Consider the following 18,323-nt stretch of genomic DNA (forward strand, 5'->3'; position numbering starts at 1 on the left):
ATGTGGGGTTTTTCAAGCCTAGCGACATCGATTTTGCACACCCCACCAGTTTTGGTGGCTTGGAGCCAGCCCGGATCAGCCACCTTGTGACCAGAACGACCGATTTCCGGTCGTAAAAAGCAGCAAAACGGGGAGATTCCGATGCGTGTTGGGCTTCAGATGGTTTTTCAGAACTACGAAAAGCGCGTGCCGGACGCGCAGGTGTTCCGCGAGGAAGCGGCTAACGCCATTTTGGCCGACGAGCTCGGCTTCGATGAGATCTGGCCGGTTGAACATCACTTTGCAAATTACGCGTTCTGCCCGGACAACATGCAGTTTCTGAGCTACATCGCGCCGCAGACAAAAAACATCAAGCTGGGCACCGGCGCCGTCATCCTGCCGTGGAATGATCCTTACCGCGTCGTCGAAAAGATGATCATGCTCGACATCCTGTCCGATGGCCGCGCGATGTTCGGCATGGGCCGCGGCCTGTCGAAAGACGAGTACGAACCCATGGGCATCTCCATGGATGAAGCACGCGGCCGCTTCGACGAAGCTGCGGAGATCATTCTGGAAGGTCTTGAGACCGGCAAGCTGTCCGCTGACGGAGAATTCTGGAAGCGCGGCGAGACAATGGTGCGTCCGGCGCCCATCGGCTCCTTCAAGGGGCGGTCCATGTCCGTGGCCATGTCACCGGATTCAGCACTGCAGGCTGCCAAGCTTGGTGTGGGCGTGATGATGTTCACCCAAAAACCTGCCGAGGCGCTGCTGCCTGACCTTGATCGGTATCGTGATGCCTTCAAGGAGCATCACGGCACGCCATCGCCTGCTCCGCGCTTTGCAGACTTTGTGTACTGCTCAAGCGATGCCGCGGAAGCCGAGGAAAAAGGCTTCTCCAACATTGCGGCATACTACTCCCAGGTGATGCAGCACTACGACCTGATGGGTGAGCACTTCTCTAAAATGAAGGGCTATGAGTCTTACGGTGAGGCTGCCGAGATGCTGAAGGACATCGGCCTTGAAGATCAGGTGCGCGGCTATGTGGATCAGCAGGCCTATGGCACGCCGGACCAGATCCTCACCAAGCTCGAAAATCGCCGCAAGGTGCTTGGCCCATTCTCGTTGAATGCCTGCTTCCGCTATTCAAACCTGACGAATGAGGACGCCCAGGCGAGCATGAAGCTCTTTGCCAAGGAAGTACTTCCCGTGGTGCGCGAATGGGACAAGGAACACGATCAGGCTGCGTAACCGCTAGACCGGCGTCTGGAAAACCAACGCCCCTTCGGCACATGCCGGAGGGGCGTTGTCTTTTGTGCGCTGGGGAGCGCCAGGGGTGCGCGACATGTCGAGTGCCAATGGGTGGCATCCGGCGGGTGCTTGCCGGTTACTCCGGAGCAGGGACCAGGTGGCGCCAGAGGATCGTGTTGTCGATCTTGATGTCTTCCGTCCAGATGAGAGAGGCAGTGGGGTCCCAGTCGATGTCGTTGTAGCCAAACCGGGCACCGATCTCATCGACGGTGTATTCGGTGGCATCGACCCAGCCGGTATCGTCATAGTTCTGTGCTTTCCAGCCATCAGGAGCGTCGACCGAATAGAATTCACAGTCGGTGAGAGGTTGGGTGGATTTTTCACAGTCTGGATTGAGGGGCGCCCTGTGCAGAACCAGGCCACGCCAGTCCTTGGATGTGGTGGCAACCAGTCTGCCGCTGTCGGTCTCTGTCACCTGGGCGATGAATCCGCCGTCGCCGATCTGCTGGAAGAACGTGAAGCTGGCGCTTACAGGGAACAGGCCAAAGAACGAGCCGATATACTCAAGCCCGCTGTCATTCTCGATATAGTCGCGTGTCACCACCGAAAGGGTCAGCGGGTAGGCCGCACGAAAAGTGAAGGTGTCCGAGTTGAACGAGCGGATTTCCGTTACAGGCGTGGAATCTTCGCCGACAAGCTCGCCGTTCACGTAGAACTCAAACCAGTTGTCCGCCCACACGGACACGGTGAAGTCGCGCTCACCGCCGTTTGGCGTGCGTGCTTCTTCAGATTGACCGGTGCTTGCGGTTGCGGAAAATCCAATGAAAGCCGACAGCACCAGCAGGGATCGACGAATAAGCAATGTAGTTCTCGCATGCATGATGTGATGCCTCTTGAATCGACTTTCAGTTTTGAAGTGCAGTGGCTGAACGCTTGTCACCGCCGGACAGGTTTGTGTCTCAAGGATATGTGGAAAATGCGCTAGTCAGTAAACACAGCCTCAGCCCACGGCGTACGGTCTTCCTCACCGCCGAAGAAATCAGGATCATCAACGACATCCTGCAATGGCAGCGCGACATTCTCACCGCGCGGAAACGCCTGCAATGTGGCCTGCAGCGAAGCCGCTAGCTCCGGCTGGTCGTCCGAAAGGTCATTTGTTTCAAGCGGGTCGGCCTCTACATTGAACAGCAGCGTATCGCCGTTCGCATACTCAATCAGTTTCCATGGATAGCGGTATATCGCTGCGCTGAGTGGCTTGGGCCCTGAGGGAACAATGACGTCATTTGCAGGCAGCACTGCGCCACCGGCAAGGGCGGGCCAAACCGAGCGCCCGTCCAGCTCTCCCGTGCTCACCGGTGTGCTGGATATCGCCAGAACGGTCGGCAGGACATCCTGAACAGCGATCATCTGCTCTGACTTGCAGGGGGCCAGAACGCCCGGCCAGTGGACAAGGGAAGGAACCCGCATCCCGCCTTCCCACAGTGACCCCTTGCCGCCCTGAAGCGGCAAATTGCTTGACCCGGACTGGGTGAGGTTGACCCGCATGAATTCCAGCATCCGTTCGGATGGATCCACGTCGTAGCGCAACCCAAGTCCGATGCCGAGTACCCAGTCCGGCAACCAGTTTACGATGTCCACATTCACCAGGCCGCCATTGTCACTCATGAACCAGATCATGGTGTTGGTGAGCATGCCCTCGTCCTCAAGTGTGGAAACGAGTTTGCCGATCGCAGCATCCAGCTCTGTAACCATGGCGGCGTGAGTCCGCCGTTTGTCATCCTTAATGGAGGTGTAGGCATCAATCGCTGCTTCAGGCGCTTCGTTGGGAAGATGCGGCGCGTTGAAGGAGGCAAAAAGAAACAGTGGTTGATCTGGATCACGCCGCTGAATGACATCAACGGCCTCGTCCGCCAGCAGGTGCGTCAGATAGCCGTCGTCGCGCGTCGTCTTGCCATTGCGCTGCAGGTCGTATCCACCGCCATGCACCTTGTCCCAGAAGCCGACGCCGCCGGTGGTATGGCCATAAAAGTGATCAAATCCGCGCGCATTGGGGAGGTAGTCGCGATGGCGCGCGCCCAGATGCCATTTGCCCACAAGTGCCGTTTGATAGCCGCGTGCCTTGAGACGTTCTGCAAGGGTTGTCTCTTCGATCGGCAGGCCGGTGGGATTGTTCTTGGAGAGAGGTGCAGCGATGCCCAGACGCAGGGGAGACTTGCCGGTCATCAGCGCGGCGCGTGTTGGGCTGCAGGTGGGCTGAACATAAAACCGGTCCAGCACGACGCCATCCGCAGCCAATTTGTCCAAATTGGGCGTGCGGATCTCGCTGCCATGATACCCGACATCATTCCATCCTAAGTCGTCAGCCATGATGATGACGATGTTCGGCGTGCTCTCGATTGGTATAGGGACAAAGTCCGTACGGACATCGTTGGTGGGGGCGGGCACAGTGTTGGGGGTATCGACCGCACCAGCGAAGCCTTCACCACTGTCATCACAGCTGGCAAGTGCAACGGACACCGCCAGAATTGCACAGACATGGCGGGCTCTCCCTTTCTGCGGGCGGTCCTCGACCATCGGTGCGTCAGTGCATGGTGTCATCTTGCTGCCTTCCCCGAGAGCTCTGCCCGAACCGGTCCGATCTCATGGCACTGAGACGTCGCAGGTCAGCCTGTCGTGCCCTTGGCCAAAAATGAGAATACTCTCAATAATGAGAAAACTCTCATTTGTAAACAGTCAGAGATGACCTGTCACCGGACATGCCGGATTGAAGGGGCAACGAATACGGGGGACGTGGCGAGGCGGTGTGCCGCAGCGTGAGTATCCCGGGGTGGGGGGACCGAGGGCGCCGCGGAGGTGCTTTATCGCGCCTGCCGCATGGACCGGCGGGTCAGGGCGAAGTGAATTTCCGCCGACAGCAGGTCCTTGCGGATCGGCTTGTCCAGGATCCGCAAACCCTGCATCTCGTTGTGCTTGAGTGCATTGCGCCCATACCCGCTGATAACCACGCAATGGACGCCGTCAGCCTTGAGACGGCGAGCGATGTCGGCGGTGGTGTCGTCGCCGACGCTGTAGTCGAGAACAACAAAATCAAACACGCCGGCATCAAGGGCTTTGGCAGCCTCGTCCACCGTGGATGCAATCTGCACACTCGCGGGCGTGACGGACTGGATCATGTCGTCGATGTCGAGAGCGATGATGGCCATATCTTCCACAATCAGAACCCGCATAACGGGTTCTGCGAGAGCATGCTGTGTACTGGTCTCAACAATGGTCATCGTCGCCAATTACAACTCTACGTGGCTCGTGCACCTGATCGATACCCGATCCGGCACCGTAAGACCGAAACGAGATGGCGCGCTGCATCATTTGATATACGAGGAGATGTTCTCCTCGGCGTGTCGGATTTCCGGCCCTCAGCGCAAACCGCGCGTGATTGAAAGGGCCATGAATTGAGCGGTTGACCGGAACATCTCGCCAGCAGGCTGGTTCTGTCTCCACGCGGCACCGATGTGTGCCGCCTCACAGACAAGGAGATAGTTATGCGTCGTATTATGGTGAGCGTATCCGCGATTGCCCTGATGACCGGTGTTGCCCATGCAGAGGTCGACACTGATGTGACCGAAGGCACAACACCGGAAATCACCGCAGAAGAAGCCGCTACTGCAGTTGAAAAGGCTGTTGATGAAACCGCAGATGCGACAGGTGACGCCCTCGAGGCCACCGGCGAAGCGATTTCCGATACAGCGGACGCAGTTTATGACGCTCTGTCTGAAGTGGAAGTTGCCGACACAACATACGTCTTTCCAAAGCCGGGCACGTTCAGTGCCAATGACATTCTTGGTGCCGCAATCTACGGCAGCGAAGGGGATGTTGCGGCGCGCGTGGATGATGTGTGGATTACGTCCAAGGGCGACGTGACAGCCTTCCTCGTCAACGAAGGCGGTTTCCTGGGCTTGGGTGAAGACGATGTTGCCCTGCGCTCCGGTGCTGTGACTTTCACCACGGATGAGAATGCAAATCTCTCAGGCTATGTGAGCCTGACTGAAGAGCAGTTGGAAACCGTTGCCGAGACGCGATACGACGCGACAGTCGAGTATCGGGATGACGCAACTGAGATTGAAGGTCTGAGCCTTGAAGATGACGTGCTTGGCAAGGCCGTCATGGACAGCAAGGGCGAGAAGATCGCAACCGTTCGTGACGTCCTGCTGTCACGCACCGGCGCCGTAACGCATCTGGTTCTTGCCCAGGGCGGCGTACTTGGCTTTGGCGGTGACCTGGTGGCCACCCGCTTCAACGGTCTGACATATGAGCAGGGCGACTCCGAAGGTGCCCTGGTCATGAAGACATCCGCCAAAGAGCTGATGGATATGCCCGAGTTTCGGTATCAGATGAGCGCATCTGTCGACCGCTAGTTGGCTGGTCACACCTGGAAACGAGAGAGGCGGGTTTCGCGGCCCGCCTCTTTTTTTGCGCGCCCTTCAGCGACCCATCAGCCGTCAAAGTACCGCAGTAGTGAGAGTATTGAGTGGAAGGCAGGATACCCAGCGCCTATGCGGCAGCATCGCGCGTGTAGGGCACATCCATAACCACCGACGTGAAATCATCCGCCACAGTGGCAGTGGCGCCAAGCTGTCGGGCGAAGGCCGAAATCAATGAACGGCTCAGGGTCAGCCGCTTGGTATTCGGGGTCTCAGAAGCGGTGGCGCCGACAGACGTCGCTAGGGTGAACGATGCGGTGCCCTCAGCTGAATGTCGGAAGGCAAGCCGAACCGTGATGGGCGCGTGGCGCCCCGCTGCCTGTCGAACCGCGGCCAGTGTCTCAAGAACAAGCTGCGCCAGCGGCACAACCTGATCCATGGAAAGGTCGATGTCGTCTGTTTCCACAGAGGCAATGGTCAGCTCCGCATCTTCCTCAAACACCCGCTTGGTGTGTTCAAGCAAGGTTGGAAGAAAATCGGCGGTGGAAATGAGCTGCATGTCTTCCGACTGATAGGCAGCGTGGTGCACAAGCGCCAGGCTTTCAACGCGCATCTGCATGTCACGCAGATACGCTTTTTCCACGTCGTCATCCGTGTTGCGTGCGTTCAGGTTGAACAGACTGATGATGATCTGGAGATTGTTTTTAACCCGGTGATGGATCTCTTTAAGCAGCAGTTCGCGCTCGGCAACAGACTGGATCAGCGTCGCCTGACGGCGCTCCATGGCATCCGCCATGCTGTTGAATGTCTCTCCAAGCTCGCGATACTCGATCGGCGCCGTCTCGAAACCCCGCACCCGCGCATCTGAGGTCCCGCGCCGGTTTGCCTGGGCAACCGCCTGCAAATGACGCACCCACTTGATCGACATGCGTTCCGTGGCAAGCCAGACAATAAGGAGTGTGATGGCAAACAGAACGACCAGCGCAGCGACATCACCCACAAGCTCTGTGATGACGGGCATGTTGGCCGATATTGAGGGGCGGGAGAGAATGACATAGACATCACTGTCATCCAGGCGAACAGACGCGTACAGACGGGCACTGCCGTCCTGGCCGGCACCCTCGACGACGGATGTGTCATCGCTCAGGAACGCCAGCAACGCTTCGTTCGTTGGAAGTTGCGAGATATCCTGAGCGGGCAGCAGTGACCGGCCGCGGCCGTCGATCAGATAAAGGTCGGTGTCATCCGCGATTGCATCAATCGCCAGGGAACTCCCGACATACTCGGTGCGTATGGAAAGGGCGATATATCCATTGTTGCCTGCGTTTTCCCCCGCCAGTGGTTCGGCAGCGACCAGAACATACTCACCGCCCGGCGCGCTTTCCAGCGGCCCGCCCAGTGCAAAGTCCCGACGCGCCTTCACGGTTTGAAACCATTTGTCATCAGCCACGCTAACAGAGCTGTCCGTCGCAAAGGCACTGCACAGGATGGCCCCGTCACTTGATACGATTGCGATATTGGCAAACTGCGGTACACCAGCAAGTGCGCTTTGCAGAAAGTTTGTGCAGGCAGGTTGGGAGGTGTTGCGTACAGCGGATTGCTCGCTGGCAATGGAGAGTACCTGCCGTGTACTGACAAAAGTCGATCTCAGCTCGTTGGAGACGATTTTTGCCTTGTCGAACAAAGCCTGTTCGACGCTGGCGCTGCGTGCGTAAAAGTCACTGATCGCGCTGGCGACGCCAAATACGAGAACAGGAAGCATGGCGAGGGCCAATACCACGGAGAGCCGTGTACGGACTGATTCCAGTGCGTAGAATGGCTGTGTCGCCTTGCTGGTCATATCTCGTTGCAGCTCCGCGCGTTATCCGCGTGCCAGTAGCTGTCCGTCTGGGCCCGCAGATGACATGGCACCCGCAGCACTTGGTCCGATGTCGGCACCGCCCAATTTATCTTCCAGTTCACGCCGAGCACGTGCAACGCGGCTTTTGATGGTGCCAACGGCGCAGCCGCAAATCTCAGCGGCCTCATCATAGGAAAACCCGTCAACGGATGTGAGGATCAACGCCTCTCGCTGGTCAGGTGGAAGCTTCGTCAGCTCTTTGACCAGGTCTTTCAAATGGAGATTGTTGAGCTGGGATTCATGCACGGCGTTTTCAGGCACGGTCTCCTCGCTACTGGTCTCCCGGTAGCGTTTCTTCTTGCGCACTTCGTTGAAGAAGTAATTGCGCAGGATCGTGAAGACCCACGCCTTCAGGTTTGTGCCTTCCTGATATTTGTCGCGGTTGGCCCAGGCGCGCATGATGGCTTCCTGGACCAGATCATCCGCCCATGTCGCATCGCCGCACAGCGAACGCGCAAACGCGCGCAGGTTGGGCAACAGCGCCATCAGGTCAGTCTTGAAAGTGGACATCCTACTGATCAGCCCCGCTGCCCGAATTCACATCCGTATCGTCAAGTTTGTCCAGCAACGATGCCAGATCATCCGGCAACGGCTCCTCCGCATAGGTGGAGTAGAGATCGCGCAGTTGATCACCAAGCCAGTCCTTCTTGGGCGTCGGAACTGACAGTTTGCCAGTTCCTGCCTCTGCGGCCGGCACGGGCCCGCTCTTTATCTCTTTCTCACCGGACACTCGATTATCCTTCAGTCCAAATTTGGCAGAAACGCTGTTCGAACAGGGATAAAACGCCGTGGATGGAAAAAAGTTCCCGATTGGCGGAACTTTTTTTTCCAGTCGGGGTTGTTAAGAACCGTTAAACTTTTTCGAGGACATCTCCACATGAATTTGGCTCAAGAGGTTGGCCCCCAGCTACCGGGGCTGCGCCGCTATGCCCGAGCGCTTTCTGGCAATCAGGCCAGCGGCGACACCTATGTCCGCGTCATGCTGGAGGCGTTGGTCAGTGAGCCGGAGCTGTGGAACGAAAACGATAGCGCGCGGGAAAATGCGTTTCGCATTTTCCATAATATTTGGCGCGCCGTTGGCCAGGATGTCCCGTCGGCAAGTCCGGACGGCGAAGGGCGTATGCAGATTGCAGACACCCGGCTCGCGGGCCTTGCCGCTCCCAGCAGACAGGCCCTTTTGCTCACGGCCATGGAGGGGTTCTCCCATCAGGATGCAGCAAAAGTCCTGGGCGTGAGCGATAGCGAACTGTCTGCGCTTGTCGCTGAGGCCGATGACGCCATCCGCGCGCTCACCAAATCCAATGTCATGATCATTGAGGATGAACCGATTATCGCCCTTGATATTCAGGGCCTGGTCGAAGATCTGGGCCACACCGTCACCGGCATCGCTTCCACCCGCACGGAGGCAGGCGAGCTTGTGGCAAAGAAACGTCCGGATCTCCTGCTGGCGGATATCCAGCTTGCGGATGGCAGCTCAGGCGTGGATGCCGCTGCTGACATTCTCGCGGACCTGGATATCCCTGTGGTTTTTATCACAGCGTTTCCGGACAGACTGCTGACGGGGCGCCGGGTGGAGCCGACGTTTCTGATCACCAAGCCGTTTCAGCCATCGGCCGTCCGTGCCGCCATTTCACAGGCATTGTTTTTCCAGCAATCGGCAAAACGACTGTCCTAGTGAAACAAAATCCTCCTTTGGATGTTGTGTAAGCAGCAATCAAAGGAGGCTATCATGGCTACAACCGACGCCACCAAGCAGGTGGATGCCATCAAATCCGATATCGACACCCTGCGCGAAGACCTGTCCGCGTTGATGCAGGACATGTCTGCGCTGCGCAAGGTCGCGGCCGCAGACGCCAAAGCCCAGATCGGCGATCACATTTCTGATCTGAGCAACAAGGCCTCAACCGCCCGCGATGAATTGGCGGATGCAAGCTCCAAGCAGGTCGAAACCGCGCGGCAGACCGTGCAAGAGAATCCAATCGCGTCCGTCGCGGTGGCATTCGGCCTCGGTCTGTTGATTTCACGGCTGGTGAAATAGGCCGCCCGCCCATGAGCATTCCAAAAATCGTATTCGGCCTGGTGGCTGCGTTTCTCGCAGCCGCCAGCGCCGTCAGTGTTGTATGGGGCGTCGCCGTTTGGTTGGCGACGATGTTGCCGCCTGTGCAGATGCCATTCGCGCTGGCAGCCATTCTCGCCCTCACAGCCGCGCTGTGCATCGTCGTGGCAAAGGCGTTGCGCCCCTCGCGTGCGTTGCCCATGCAGGTGGCCGGCGCTGTCGCGCGCCCCTTGAGCGGTGGATCGCCGACACCGGCTGAAGTTGAGGCGCTGGCCAGCGTATGCGCTCAGCGCCCGCTTACCGGCCTTGGCGCTTCTTTTGTTCTTGGCCTCGTTCAGGGTCTCGACAGTCCGCCTAGGCGGCGCTGACAGACACGTCATTCGTTAAATCAAGGGGCGGAGCGTTCGCGGGTCCGCCCCTTCGTAATGCGTCATGTCCACCAGCTTGTCGCGGTCATTGATCACGCACACGTTGTTTTCCCAGGAAATCAACCCGCTCTTGATGAGCGCGTTCAACGACCTGTTGGTATGGACAAGGGAGAGACCAAGGGTATCGGCCAGGTGTTGCTGCGTCAGTGGCATTGCCAGCTCGCCTTTGCGCGCTTTGCCGATGCGTTCCAGGCGGTCGTACAGATGCAGGATGATGTAACCAATACGTTCCTGAGCACTGCGCCGCCCCACATTCAGCAGGTGATCGTCCACCATGCGTTCTTCGCGCGCGGCGAGCCATGTGATGTCGAATGCCAGTTCTGAATGGTCCGTGTACAACTCAAAGAAGCGCTTCCGCTCAAAGACGCACAATGTCATGTCCGTGAGAGCTTCGACTGAGTGTTCCATCTTATGGAACATCGCGGATTGCAGTCCGACAAGATCACCTGGCAAGGCATAGTTGAGGATCTGCCGGCGGCCATCTTCCAATGCCTTGTGCCGAAAGCCCCACCCATCCATGATCGTGTAAAGATGCGGGCTGTCGTTGTCCTCCTCCAGCAGCACTGTTCCGGCTTCGATCTGGAACTCGCCGCTTTTGAATTCTTCAACAAAGGCGAGCTCTGTGTCATCAAGCTCGCGAAAGGCACCGCAATCACGCAGCGGGCAAGCACTACAGGGAATCCGGCGTCGGTTTCGTGGTTGGGCTACAGGCATGAGATGTCGTGACCTTGTTTCGTGAATTTTGGTTTCGTGAATTTGAGTTTCTGGCGTTTGGTGGTCGGGTATTTGGCGGTGCGAAAACGTCGTGTTGACGATACAGGTCTGTGTCAAAAGCAACAGGGTGCCATGCTATTTGGCCGGGGGTGTCGGGCCCGCCACCACCAGCGAACGGTCAACGGGTCGCAGTCCGCCGGCGCGCAGCATGACTTCCGAGAGTGTCTGCCCGTCCTCAAGCAACAGGTTGCGCGCCGTGATGACGATCGCCACCAGAATGGGCACCGCCAGGAACGCACCAGCCAGGCCCAATATCCAGCTCCAGAGCAAGACGAATATGAAGATGGCCACCGGGTGCAATGTCAGCACCTTGCCCAGAACCATGGGCGTAACCAATTCAGATTCGATCAGGTTGATAATCACATACGCCAACACCGGCATAAGCATCGCCGTCCATGTATCGAAGGTCACCATTGCCGCACAGCCGATCACAACAGCAACGATCAGCGGACCGATGTAGGGGATGAGACCCAGTACCGCAGCCAGCACCCCCCACAGGATGGGGGTTGGCATGCCAAGCGCGTACATGGCGGCTGCGGTCAGAATACCAACCGCAACGTTGACAGCAGCCAGCGCGCTCATATAGCGCGACATCTGCCACTCGATTTCATCCAGACTGGCCCGGACCCTTTGGCCACGCGGGCCAAACCTGTCTGTCAGCGATGGGGGAATGAGAGGTGCGGAAAAGGCCACCATGAATAAGGCCAGCACAAGGGTGACGGCGACCTGCGCCAGAAACACCCGTGAAGTATCGAAAACCCGTTGCAGCAAAGATGTTTGTTTGACACGCACAGGCGCCGCGTTATCGGCGCCCAGCTCCGTCGCCTTTTCCAGCTTCTCAGCTGTATCCTGCGCCTCTTCGATGGTGTCTTTGATCGGCGAGAGACTTTGCTCGATTTTGGAAATCACTTTCGGTGCTTCGCCGACCCACCGTACAGCGGGGTCGTAAACGAGCACAGCCAGAATACCGACCGCACTCAGAAAACCAAGAAAGACAATCAAAGCAGCCAGAGGACGCGGCAAGTGCCAGCGCACCAGCACCCGCACTGGATTGCGTAGAACGGCTGCAATGAACGCGGCCATCAAAATGGGCGTCGTAACAGGAGCGGCGACGGCCATCAGTGTCAGCGCAGCGCAGGCCACCAGAATGCCCAGCAAGGCATTGCGGGTAATTGCGTGCTCCAGTGTGAGCTGCTCGCCCATCGTCCTGCACTCCCTTATTACCGGTCCAGGCGCGTAGGCCGGTTGTTGTGCACAACCGGCCTATTCAAAACCTGTTACCTGCCGTTTTGCAGCTCATCCGCCACTTGCATCAAGAAGCCGCCAACGAGCAGAAGAACAAGCAAGACCAGAACTGCCAGCCCGGACCACGCAAAGCCTGTCGCCAGGCCACCAAAACCGATGGCACCTGCCAGTAGCGACAGGACAAAAAATGTCACGATCCAGTAGAACACTATTCACTCACTTGTCCGTACACAGATACCCAGACTAGCTGGCAATCCAGTCATTCACTTCCTTCTCAGCAGCATCACGGGCCTTGCCGTATTTCTGCTGAACAAGTCCGATGAGGCGTTCGGCATTGCCATCAACCTGATCCACTTCGTCATCGGTCAGCTTGCCCCACTTGGTCTTGGCGCTGCCTTTGAGTTCGTGCCATTTGCCTTTGAGAACCGTATTACTCATGTCGTGTTCCTTTCACTCTACGCACAACGGGGTAGTCGTCTGGGTGCCAATCTCGTGCCCTGCGCGTTTTCCGCTGCAGGCTCGGTGGCACATGGACACCTAACAACACGCGCTGCCATTTGTTCCTTCGCGGATTGCTCCCGTCAGGCCTCTGGCCGGTTGGATTTCAAGGAGTGACAGAGTGGGGCACGGGGGAGTGCCTAAGGCTTTTGAGCCCTCGGCGATCGCAGGTGGCCGTGGCGACAGGAACAAAACCGCCGGTGATCGGTTTTATATCCATGACACACGCATCCAAATTGAGCCGGACCGCAACCCTTTGGGCCACCGCAGCAGTCGCCGCCGCCGCTCTGGCGATGCCCGCGACAGCTGCGAATCTGGACAGAGACGCACTCATCGAGCGCGGGGAAGTTTTCGTGGTTGCCCTCAGTGACGCATTTGAGCGGTCAGCATCAGACTGCCGCGAGATGGGCGATCGGACCTGCGCCCGCTATTTCACACACCGGGCAGGTGCCATAGCCAACGGCGGTGAGCTGTACAATTTGCCTATCCGTCCCGATGCAGATCTTGACGCATGGATGAACGGCAACCCCACCTTTGAATATGCCGAGACCTATGCGCTGATTACATCCCAGGCAGCCGATGTGACCCCACGGGCTGTGGCGCGGGTTCAGTCTGCCTATGAAGGTTGGGTACTCGCCATGAGTTCCGGTGATGCGCACCGCGCAAGCACCTGGCACACACGGTGGGAAGGTGCACTGGCGACATTTACCGAAACGCCGGATGAACCAAGCACAGGTGAGCAGCTTTTGTCCGCCGTGCAGTAATTCGACATTGAACAGTGTGCAGGCCGACCGGTCCCGGCTGCGCTGGGCGCGATCTACTGTCATTCATTAATCAGCCGGTACTATTAGGCTGTCCGCACCATTGTTGACACGGTAACATGCACTTGCATTTTACTTGCCTGCAGTTCGCAGCGCACTCAACGGCGGACCACACTTGCTCCAGATATCCCAACCTGCGACCGAAGGCGCGGGTCTTGCTGCGCCGCTTGTCATGGGCGGCTTTGCTGTCCTTGACCCACTTGCCAGCGCGTCACTCGTCGTTCTGTGCCTGGCCCTTGCAGGCGGCCTGATACTTGCCACCCGCCATGGGGCCGATCCTGTCGTCCCCAGCAGGCGCGGTATTTTCTACGCGGCGCTTGTTCCTCTGGTGTTCGCGGTTAGCAAGGTGGCAGAGGCGATGTCCGGGAATGACACCCTGCAGTCTATCTCCCTGTTCGGCCAGATAGCGGCCGCCTCCGCCGGCACGGTTGGCGTGGTGCTGTGGCTGGTGCGGGAGCGGCGTGCCCGCCCAGCCGGCGTCCCCGCCGGGCCGGAAATGCCGGTCGCCACACCGGGCCCGCAGCAATCCACAGCAGATCTTGCCGACCTCGACAATCAACGGATCACCATGGAGCGCCTCAAGACCACGCTCGATGGCAGCGGCATTGTGGCGTTCGAGCAGGATGAGGATCTGCGCTACAGATGGCTGTTCAACGCGCCCAATGCGGCGGACGGCGAAAGCATGGAAGGACGCACGGATTTTGATCTGTTTCCCGCTGACGTTGCTGCACAGCTTGGCGATGTCAAAAAGCGGGTGATGCTCACCAAGGAACGCGAAACGCTGGAACTCCCTGTGCCGGTGGAAGATGGCGAATTCTGGTACCGGGTGGACATTGCGCCCCTGACGTCGCGCGGCGGTGTCGCAGCTGTCGCCACAGATGTGACGGCCCTCAAGGAGTCGCAGGGTCAGCTCCACGTCCTGATGCGCGAACTGGCGCACCGGATCAAGAATCTCCTCGCGGTCATCGACGGCATTGCGCGACAGACAGCAAAACACCAGACCAGCGTTGAAGGCTTTGAGGAGGTGTTCTCAAAGAGACTGCGCGGACTGGCAGCAACCCATGACCTTCTCATACAGGCGGACTGGAAACCGATTGCATTTTCCGATCTCGCGAAATCGCAGATCGTTCCTACAGCGGCTGAAGCAGCCAAAAATGTCGTGTTCGATGGGCCCCATGTCTGGCTGCCCGGCGACAGTGCCCAGCATCTGGGTCTTGCGTTTCATGAACTCACAACCAACGCCATCAAGCATGGCGCGCTGAGCGTGCCGGGCGGCCAGGTGTCCATTGTCTGGGACCAAACAACCAAAGAGGGGGAAACCTGGCTTGATGTCGCGTGGCAGGAAAGTGGTGGCCCGGACGTCACAGAGCCTGAGGGGGCAGGCTTCGGCACGTTTCTGACAACACGGGCAGTTGAAAGCGGGCTGCGCGGAGAGGTCGAGCGTTCCTTTGCGCCGGACGGATTTGTGTGGCGCGTTTCCTTCCCTCTCTCCTAGCGGTCTGGCGTTAAGGCTCGCAGAAACTCATTACCTTCTCCCGGCCTGATGAAACAAAATCGGCAGGACGGGAACCAAATTGCCGGACACGTGTTCTCCTACCAAGCAGCGCAAGAGCGTTGCCTGATGTTACTGGCGACGAACGCATGCGCCCGACGACTTTTCGGAACGCTGCGTGTTTGGCGCCAACAGGAGGACTATCGAGATGCTTTATTGGGCTGTTGTTTTCTTTGTCGTCGCAATTGTTGCAGCGGTGCTGGGCTTTGGCGGCCTTGCAGGGGCTGCGGCAGGTATTGCGGAAATCCTGTTCTTTGTTTTCGTCGTGCTTTTGGTCATCAGCCTTGTCATGCACCTGGTGCGTGGCCGGTCACCCCGACTCTGATCGATCCGGAGCACTGACTGCCGCCGTTACTGACGCTGTTATCAAGAACTAATTTTTGAAATGAGGAAGACTGTTATGAAGCGCTTTTTTCTGATGCTGGGCCTGCTCGTTCCAATGACTGCACTTGCCGCCTGCGACCAGGACGGTCCGCTTGAGGAAGCGGGCGAGGACATGGATAACGCGGTGGAAGAGCTGCAGAACTAGGTTCGGCAAGACCCCTTGCGGGTTCATTGACTGGATTGGGAGCGGGCGCAACACTCAGTGTGGCGCCCGCTCTTCATTTCAGGCCGTCGCATTCATCACAGGCGTAAATGTTCATGCGCAGTCCCGCACATGCCCCCGAGAAGCCCTCTAGCGTTGAGCAGTGGGCCCATACGGACAAGGCATCCGTCATCGTCGATGCGGCCGACTATTTTGATGCGCTGGCGGACGCCATCTCAAGGGCGCAACACAGCATCAAGATTGTCGGATGGGACGTAGACGGACGGACCCGGCTGCGCCCGGACGAACAGCTGACTCTGGCTGACGCACTGCATGCCGCAGCAGACGCAAACCCTGATCTCGACATATCCATTCTTCAGTGGGATTTTGCCTTCATCTACGCCTTCGAGCGTGAATGGCTCCCCTCGCTGCAGTTTGACTGGCGGGGACACGCCAGCATCCGCTCGCATCTGGACGGCCATGTGCCGGCTGGCGCAAGCCATCACGAAAAGATCGTCGTCATTGATGATGCGCTGGCGTTCGTCGGTGGAATTGATCTCACGACGGGACGATGGGATACGTCAGAGCACACGCCGGACAATGACCTGCGCGTCGACCCCTCCGGCAAGGCGTATGAGGCCTGGCACGACATTCAAATGGCGGTAAGCGGCAAATCCGTCTTAGCCATCTGCGATCACGTGGATGAGCGGTGGGTTGCTGCAACCGGACAGGCACCGGCGCGCGCCCCGACCAAAACACACTCCGCCGGCCTGTGGCCCCATGGCCTGGATGTGGATTTTAAGGACGTGGACGTCGGCATCGCCATCACGCGTGCACGCTACCGGCAGGTCTCAGCCAAGACGGAAATTGAAGCGCTTCACCTGAACATGATCGGGGCGGCACAACGCTACGTCTATCTGGAAAACCAGTATTTCGCGTCAGACACGCTGGTAAAGGCCATTGCCACCCGCATGCGTGAGGTGCCCGACCTGTGCCTGATTGTTGTCACACCCGCAGACCTGGCCGGAGTGGCGGAGGCCCTGAGCATGAATGCCGGCCGCTACCGGGCGATGGAAGAGCTGCGCGACGCGGGCGTCGCAGACCGGGTCCGCCTGCTGCATCCCGTTTACATGGATGACAGCTCTTCGGAGCCTGAGGCCGTATCCATCATGGTGCATGCAAAGGCAATGATCATCGATGGTGTCATGCTGCGCGTCGGATCTTCCAACTTCAACAATCGCTCCATGGGGCTCGACACCGAATGCGATCTTGCGGTCTATGCCAGCACCCAGAAAGAAGCAGAAGGCATTGCCGGCATTGCGGCACGCCTGCTTGCCGAACATATGGGCTGCGATACGCCAGCGGCCCACGACGTTCTGGCGGCCGACAACATGCTTGAAGAGCTCGACAAACTGCGCGAGGCCGACGCGACCCGTCAGCTGCATCTGGCTGACAAACTGGATGAATACGATACGCCGCTGGCCCATGCCCTATCGATCATAGGCGACCCGGACGGACCACAGAGCACGCTGGGGTCCGCAAGCCAGCGCATTCGTGACGGCCTCGAAGACATCGGCGCGCTTGGTCGGGGCAAGGGCAAAACCAGGACCAGTTCGTCCGACCGTAGCGAACTGGCCATGTCCGGCATCGCCGTGGCCATCCGCGTGGTTCTGGCGGCGGGCGTGTCACTGCTCCTTGCCACTTTGTTCATGGCCACGCCGCTCGCAGGCTGGCTGGGGCTTGATCCGCAGGCGTCACCTCTCACCCAGATGACCCCTGCCGTGATGGAATATGCCATCGCAATTCTTGTCATCGTCGTGCTGGGGGCCTTTGCCTTTCCGCTTGGACCGGTGGTCGTGCTGTGCGGTTTCGTGATGGGGTGGCAGGCGGGGCTGGTCATTGGTCTGGCGGGCGGTGCGGCAAGTGCGGTGATCTACTACCTGGCAGGGCGGCAGATGAAATCGCGAGTGCTGAAAGGATTCCTCAGTGCACGGATGAGACGCATCGTCCGGCACCTGTCCCGCCGCGGGGCAAGTGGCGTCGCGGCCCTGCGCGCGCTTCCCGTTGTCCCTTTCTCCTTGGTCAATCTTGCTGCCGGCGCGTCACCGGTCAGCTTTGGACGCTTCGCGCTGGGAACCGCAGTGAGTGCGGTTCCAATGATTGCAGCGCTGGCCTATCTGGGGGACCAGCTGTGGGTGATCTGGCAAACGCCATCACTTCTCACAGCAGCGCAGATCATATCCGTCATCGTGCTGCTGGTTCTCCACATGACTGCCATGTCCCGGTTTCATTCCTGGGTCTCGAACACCAGGGGGAGTAATGACGACCCGGCGGACGCTGCCCCCTCACGGAAATAGCTCAGCCTGAGCACCAACAGGTCAGCCGGAAAACGGTGGAGCCAGGCGGAGGTCGCCTCTCTCGTCCAGTCAGCCGATGATATAGCGAGGGTCCAACCCCTTGCCCCAGCTTGCCATCCAGCGGTCGAAACGCTCGCTATTGCCTGGGTCGTAGATGTCCAGAAGGCGGTTGATACGCCCGTCGCGATAGGTTGCTATCTCCCAGAAGCGCGACTCGATTGGCGGTGACTCGTTGTGCACAAATCTCAGCCCGCTATGAATCATGACGCGATTGCCTTCTTCATGGATGCTGGCATCTATCCCAATTGTGCGGTCACACTTCTTGTCAAAGCGCTTTGTCGCCAGATCAAAGCCATGCAGCACAGCGTCGAGGCCCTCAACGACGCAATGGAACGAGATGTTCATGACTTCATAGGTGCAGTCCGGCGTGAAGAAGGGCCGCAGCCCATCCCAGTCTCCCGTCTTGTAAGCGTTCTCGAACGCAATGTGCTGTGCGGCAAATTTGGAAAGCAAAGTCATGG

Annotated in this window: 21 protein-coding genes; 10 read left to right on the top strand and 11 right to left on the bottom strand. The window is 58.5% G+C overall.

Annotated features, from left to right (window positions below; genetic code table 11):
- Positions 1 to 141: 141 nt before the first annotated feature.
- The gene (locus tag BN1012_RS00915) at positions 142 to 1,227 is read left to right on the top strand and encodes an LLM class flavin-dependent oxidoreductase (protein WP_043948144.1); all 1,086 of its coding nucleotides are present in this window, start codon (positions 142 to 144) and stop codon (positions 1,225 to 1,227) included.
- Positions 1,228 to 1,363: 136 nt separating this feature from the next.
- Here the strand turns inward: BN1012_RS00915 and BN1012_RS00920 are convergent, their stop codons facing one another.
- The 3 genes from BN1012_RS00920 to BN1012_RS16450 form a co-directional block, all read right to left on the bottom strand.
- A complete protein-coding gene (locus BN1012_RS00920) occupies positions 1,364 to 2,107 on the bottom strand; it encodes a PEBP family protein (RefSeq protein ID WP_145973372.1) in 744 nt (247 codons plus the stop codon).
- Positions 2,108 to 2,208: 101 nt separating this feature from the next.
- Entirely contained in the window at positions 2,209 to 3,825 is a 1,617-nt protein-coding gene (locus tag BN1012_RS16445; protein ID WP_081826136.1) for an arylsulfatase B, read from the bottom strand.
- 260 nt (positions 3,826 to 4,085) lie between these two features.
- On the bottom strand, positions 4,086 to 4,454 hold the full coding sequence (locus BN1012_RS16450; RefSeq protein ID WP_206778005.1) for a response regulator: 369 nt from the start codon (positions 4,452 to 4,454) through the stop codon (positions 4,086 to 4,088).
- A gap of 312 nt (positions 4,455 to 4,766) precedes the next feature.
- Here BN1012_RS16450 and BN1012_RS00935 point away from each other — a divergent pair, with 312 nt between their 5' ends.
- On the top strand, positions 4,767 to 5,639 hold the full coding sequence (locus BN1012_RS00935) for a PRC-barrel domain-containing protein (RefSeq protein ID WP_081826137.1): 873 nt from the start codon (positions 4,767 to 4,769) through the stop codon (positions 5,637 to 5,639).
- Positions 5,640 to 5,775: 136 nt separating this feature from the next.
- Here the strand turns inward: BN1012_RS00935 and BN1012_RS00940 are convergent, their stop codons facing one another.
- From BN1012_RS00940 to BN1012_RS00950, 3 genes are read right to left on the bottom strand one after another with little or no spacing between them, the layout of a single operon-like run.
- Complete coding sequence (locus BN1012_RS00940; protein ID WP_043948146.1) at positions 5,776 to 7,485, bottom strand: sensor histidine kinase; 1,710 nt, start codon at positions 7,483 to 7,485, stop codon at positions 5,776 to 5,778.
- A 21-nt stretch (positions 7,486 to 7,506) separates the two neighbouring features.
- Positions 7,507 to 8,055, bottom strand: coding sequence for a sigma-70 family RNA polymerase sigma factor (locus tag BN1012_RS00945; RefSeq protein ID WP_043948147.1), 549 nt, complete (start codon positions 8,053 to 8,055; stop codon positions 7,507 to 7,509).
- Between the two features lies 1 nt (position 8,056).
- A complete protein-coding gene (locus tag BN1012_RS00950; protein WP_043948148.1) occupies positions 8,057 to 8,275 on the bottom strand; it encodes a NepR family anti-sigma factor in 219 nt (72 codons plus the stop codon).
- A 147-nt stretch (positions 8,276 to 8,422) separates the two neighbouring features.
- Between BN1012_RS00950 and BN1012_RS00955 the strand changes: the two genes are divergently transcribed.
- From BN1012_RS00955 to BN1012_RS00965, 3 genes are read left to right on the top strand one after another with little or no spacing between them, the layout of a single operon-like run.
- Entirely contained in the window at positions 8,423 to 9,220 is a 798-nt protein-coding gene (locus tag BN1012_RS00955; protein WP_043948149.1) for a response regulator, read from the top strand.
- Between the two features lie 54 nt (positions 9,221 to 9,274).
- Positions 9,275 to 9,583: an ElaB/YgaM/YqjD family protein gene (locus BN1012_RS00960; protein WP_043948150.1), complete on the top strand. Its 309-nt coding sequence runs from the start codon at positions 9,275 to 9,277 to the stop codon at positions 9,581 to 9,583.
- A gap of 11 nt (positions 9,584 to 9,594) precedes the next feature.
- Positions 9,595 to 9,969 carry a hypothetical protein gene (locus BN1012_RS00965; RefSeq protein WP_043948151.1) on the top strand — a complete coding sequence of 125 codons (375 nt, stop codon included), beginning with the start codon at positions 9,595 to 9,597 and terminating at the stop codon, positions 9,967 to 9,969.
- Between the two features lie 15 nt (positions 9,970 to 9,984).
- Here BN1012_RS00965 and BN1012_RS00970 read toward each other — a convergent pair whose 3' ends face one another.
- From BN1012_RS00970 to BN1012_RS00980, 4 genes are all read right to left on the bottom strand, one after another.
- Positions 9,985 to 10,743 (bottom strand): Crp/Fnr family transcriptional regulator, encoded by a 759-nt coding sequence (locus tag BN1012_RS00970; RefSeq protein ID WP_043948152.1) that lies wholly within the window; start codon positions 10,741 to 10,743, stop codon positions 9,985 to 9,987.
- Between the two features lie 135 nt (positions 10,744 to 10,878).
- Positions 10,879 to 12,006 (bottom strand): AI-2E family transporter, encoded by a 1,128-nt coding sequence (locus BN1012_RS00975; RefSeq protein ID WP_043948153.1) that lies wholly within the window; start codon positions 12,004 to 12,006, stop codon positions 10,879 to 10,881.
- 74 nt (positions 12,007 to 12,080) lie between these two features.
- A complete protein-coding gene (locus BN1012_RS17470) occupies positions 12,081 to 12,257 on the bottom strand; it encodes a DUF1328 domain-containing protein (RefSeq protein WP_122381327.1) in 177 nt (58 codons plus the stop codon).
- Positions 12,258 to 12,291: 34 nt separating this feature from the next.
- Entirely contained in the window at positions 12,292 to 12,486 is a 195-nt protein-coding gene (locus BN1012_RS00980) for a CsbD family protein (protein ID WP_043948154.1), read from the bottom strand.
- A gap of 278 nt (positions 12,487 to 12,764) precedes the next feature.
- Here BN1012_RS00980 and BN1012_RS00985 point away from each other — a divergent pair, with 278 nt between their 5' ends.
- The 5 genes from BN1012_RS00985 (at position 12,765) to BN1012_RS01000 (ending at position 17,802) form a co-directional block, all read left to right on the top strand.
- Entirely contained in the window at positions 12,765 to 13,310 is a 546-nt protein-coding gene (locus BN1012_RS00985) for a hypothetical protein (RefSeq protein WP_145973373.1), read from the top strand.
- Positions 13,311 to 13,482: 172 nt separating this feature from the next.
- Positions 13,483 to 14,862 (top strand): sensor histidine kinase, encoded by a 1,380-nt coding sequence (locus tag BN1012_RS16455; RefSeq protein ID WP_145973374.1) that lies wholly within the window; start codon positions 13,483 to 13,485, stop codon positions 14,860 to 14,862.
- Positions 14,863 to 15,067: 205 nt separating this feature from the next.
- The gene (locus BN1012_RS17295; protein ID WP_043948156.1) at positions 15,068 to 15,244 is read left to right on the top strand and encodes a DUF1328 family protein; all 177 of its coding nucleotides are present in this window, start codon (positions 15,068 to 15,070) and stop codon (positions 15,242 to 15,244) included.
- A 75-nt stretch (positions 15,245 to 15,319) separates the two neighbouring features.
- On the top strand, positions 15,320 to 15,448 hold the full coding sequence (locus tag BN1012_RS17820; protein ID WP_275450958.1) for a lipoprotein: 129 nt from the start codon (positions 15,320 to 15,322) through the stop codon (positions 15,446 to 15,448).
- Between the two features lie 113 nt (positions 15,449 to 15,561).
- On the top strand, positions 15,562 to 17,802 hold the full coding sequence (locus BN1012_RS01000) for a VTT domain-containing protein (protein ID WP_171815880.1): 2,241 nt from the start codon (positions 15,562 to 15,564) through the stop codon (positions 17,800 to 17,802).
- A gap of 69 nt (positions 17,803 to 17,871) precedes the next feature.
- Here the strand turns inward: BN1012_RS01000 and BN1012_RS01005 are convergent, their stop codons facing one another.
- The gene (locus tag BN1012_RS01005; protein WP_171815881.1) at positions 17,872 to 18,321 is read right to left on the bottom strand and encodes a nuclear transport factor 2 family protein; all 450 of its coding nucleotides are present in this window, start codon (positions 18,319 to 18,321) and stop codon (positions 17,872 to 17,874) included.
- Between the last annotated feature and the right edge of the window lie 2 nt (positions 18,322 to 18,323).

The sequence above is a fragment of the Candidatus Phaeomarinobacter ectocarpi genome, from assembly GCF_000689395.1.
GTDB lineage: Bacteria > Pseudomonadota > Alphaproteobacteria > CGMCC-115125 > CGMCC-115125 > Pyruvatibacter > Pyruvatibacter ectocarpi.

Coding starts and splice junctions, on each gene's coding strand:
- BN1012_RS00985 (WP_145973373.1), top strand. CDS start 12,765: ATGACACACGCATCCAAATTGAGCCGGACCGCAACCCTTTGGGCCACC.
- BN1012_RS01000 (WP_171815880.1), top strand. CDS start 15,562: ATGCGCAGTCCCGCACATGCCCCCGAGAAGCCCTCTAGCGTTGAGCAG.
- BN1012_RS00970 (WP_043948152.1), bottom strand. CDS start 10,743: ATGCCTGTAGCCCAACCACGAAACCGACGCCGGATTCCCTGTAGTGCT.
- BN1012_RS16445 (WP_081826136.1), bottom strand. CDS start 3,825: ATGACACCATGCACTGACGCACCGATGGTCGAGGACCGCCCGCAGAAA.
- BN1012_RS17820 (WP_275450958.1), top strand. CDS start 15,320: ATGAAGCGCTTTTTTCTGATGCTGGGCCTGCTCGTTCCAATGACTGCA.
- BN1012_RS00940 (WP_043948146.1), bottom strand. CDS start 7,485: ATGACCAGCAAGGCGACACAGCCATTCTACGCACTGGAATCAGTCCGT.
- BN1012_RS00980 (WP_043948154.1), bottom strand. CDS start 12,486: ATGAGTAATACGGTTCTCAAAGGCAAATGGCACGAACTCAAAGGCAGC.
- BN1012_RS16450 (WP_206778005.1), bottom strand. CDS start 4,454: ATGCGGGTTCTGATTGTGGAAGATATGGCCATCATCGCTCTCGACATC.
- BN1012_RS00935 (WP_081826137.1), top strand. CDS start 4,767: ATGCGTCGTATTATGGTGAGCGTATCCGCGATTGCCCTGATGACCGGT.
- BN1012_RS00920 (WP_145973372.1), bottom strand. CDS start 2,107: ATGCATGCGAGAACTACATTGCTTATTCGTCGATCCCTGCTGGTGCTG.
- BN1012_RS00960 (WP_043948150.1), top strand. CDS start 9,275: ATGGCTACAACCGACGCCACCAAGCAGGTGGATGCCATCAAATCCGAT.
- BN1012_RS00945 (WP_043948147.1), bottom strand. CDS start 8,055: ATGTCCACTTTCAAGACTGACCTGATGGCGCTGTTGCCCAACCTGCGC.
- BN1012_RS17295 (WP_043948156.1), top strand. CDS start 15,068: ATGCTTTATTGGGCTGTTGTTTTCTTTGTCGTCGCAATTGTTGCAGCG.
- BN1012_RS00975 (WP_043948153.1), bottom strand. CDS start 12,006: ATGGGCGAGCAGCTCACACTGGAGCACGCAATTACCCGCAATGCCTTG.
- BN1012_RS00965 (WP_043948151.1), top strand. CDS start 9,595: ATGAGCATTCCAAAAATCGTATTCGGCCTGGTGGCTGCGTTTCTCGCA.
- BN1012_RS00915 (WP_043948144.1), top strand. CDS start 142: ATGCGTGTTGGGCTTCAGATGGTTTTTCAGAACTACGAAAAGCGCGTG.
- BN1012_RS00955 (WP_043948149.1), top strand. CDS start 8,423: ATGAATTTGGCTCAAGAGGTTGGCCCCCAGCTACCGGGGCTGCGCCGC.
- BN1012_RS01005 (WP_171815881.1), bottom strand. CDS start 18,321: ATGACTTTGCTTTCCAAATTTGCCGCACAGCACATTGCGTTCGAGAAC.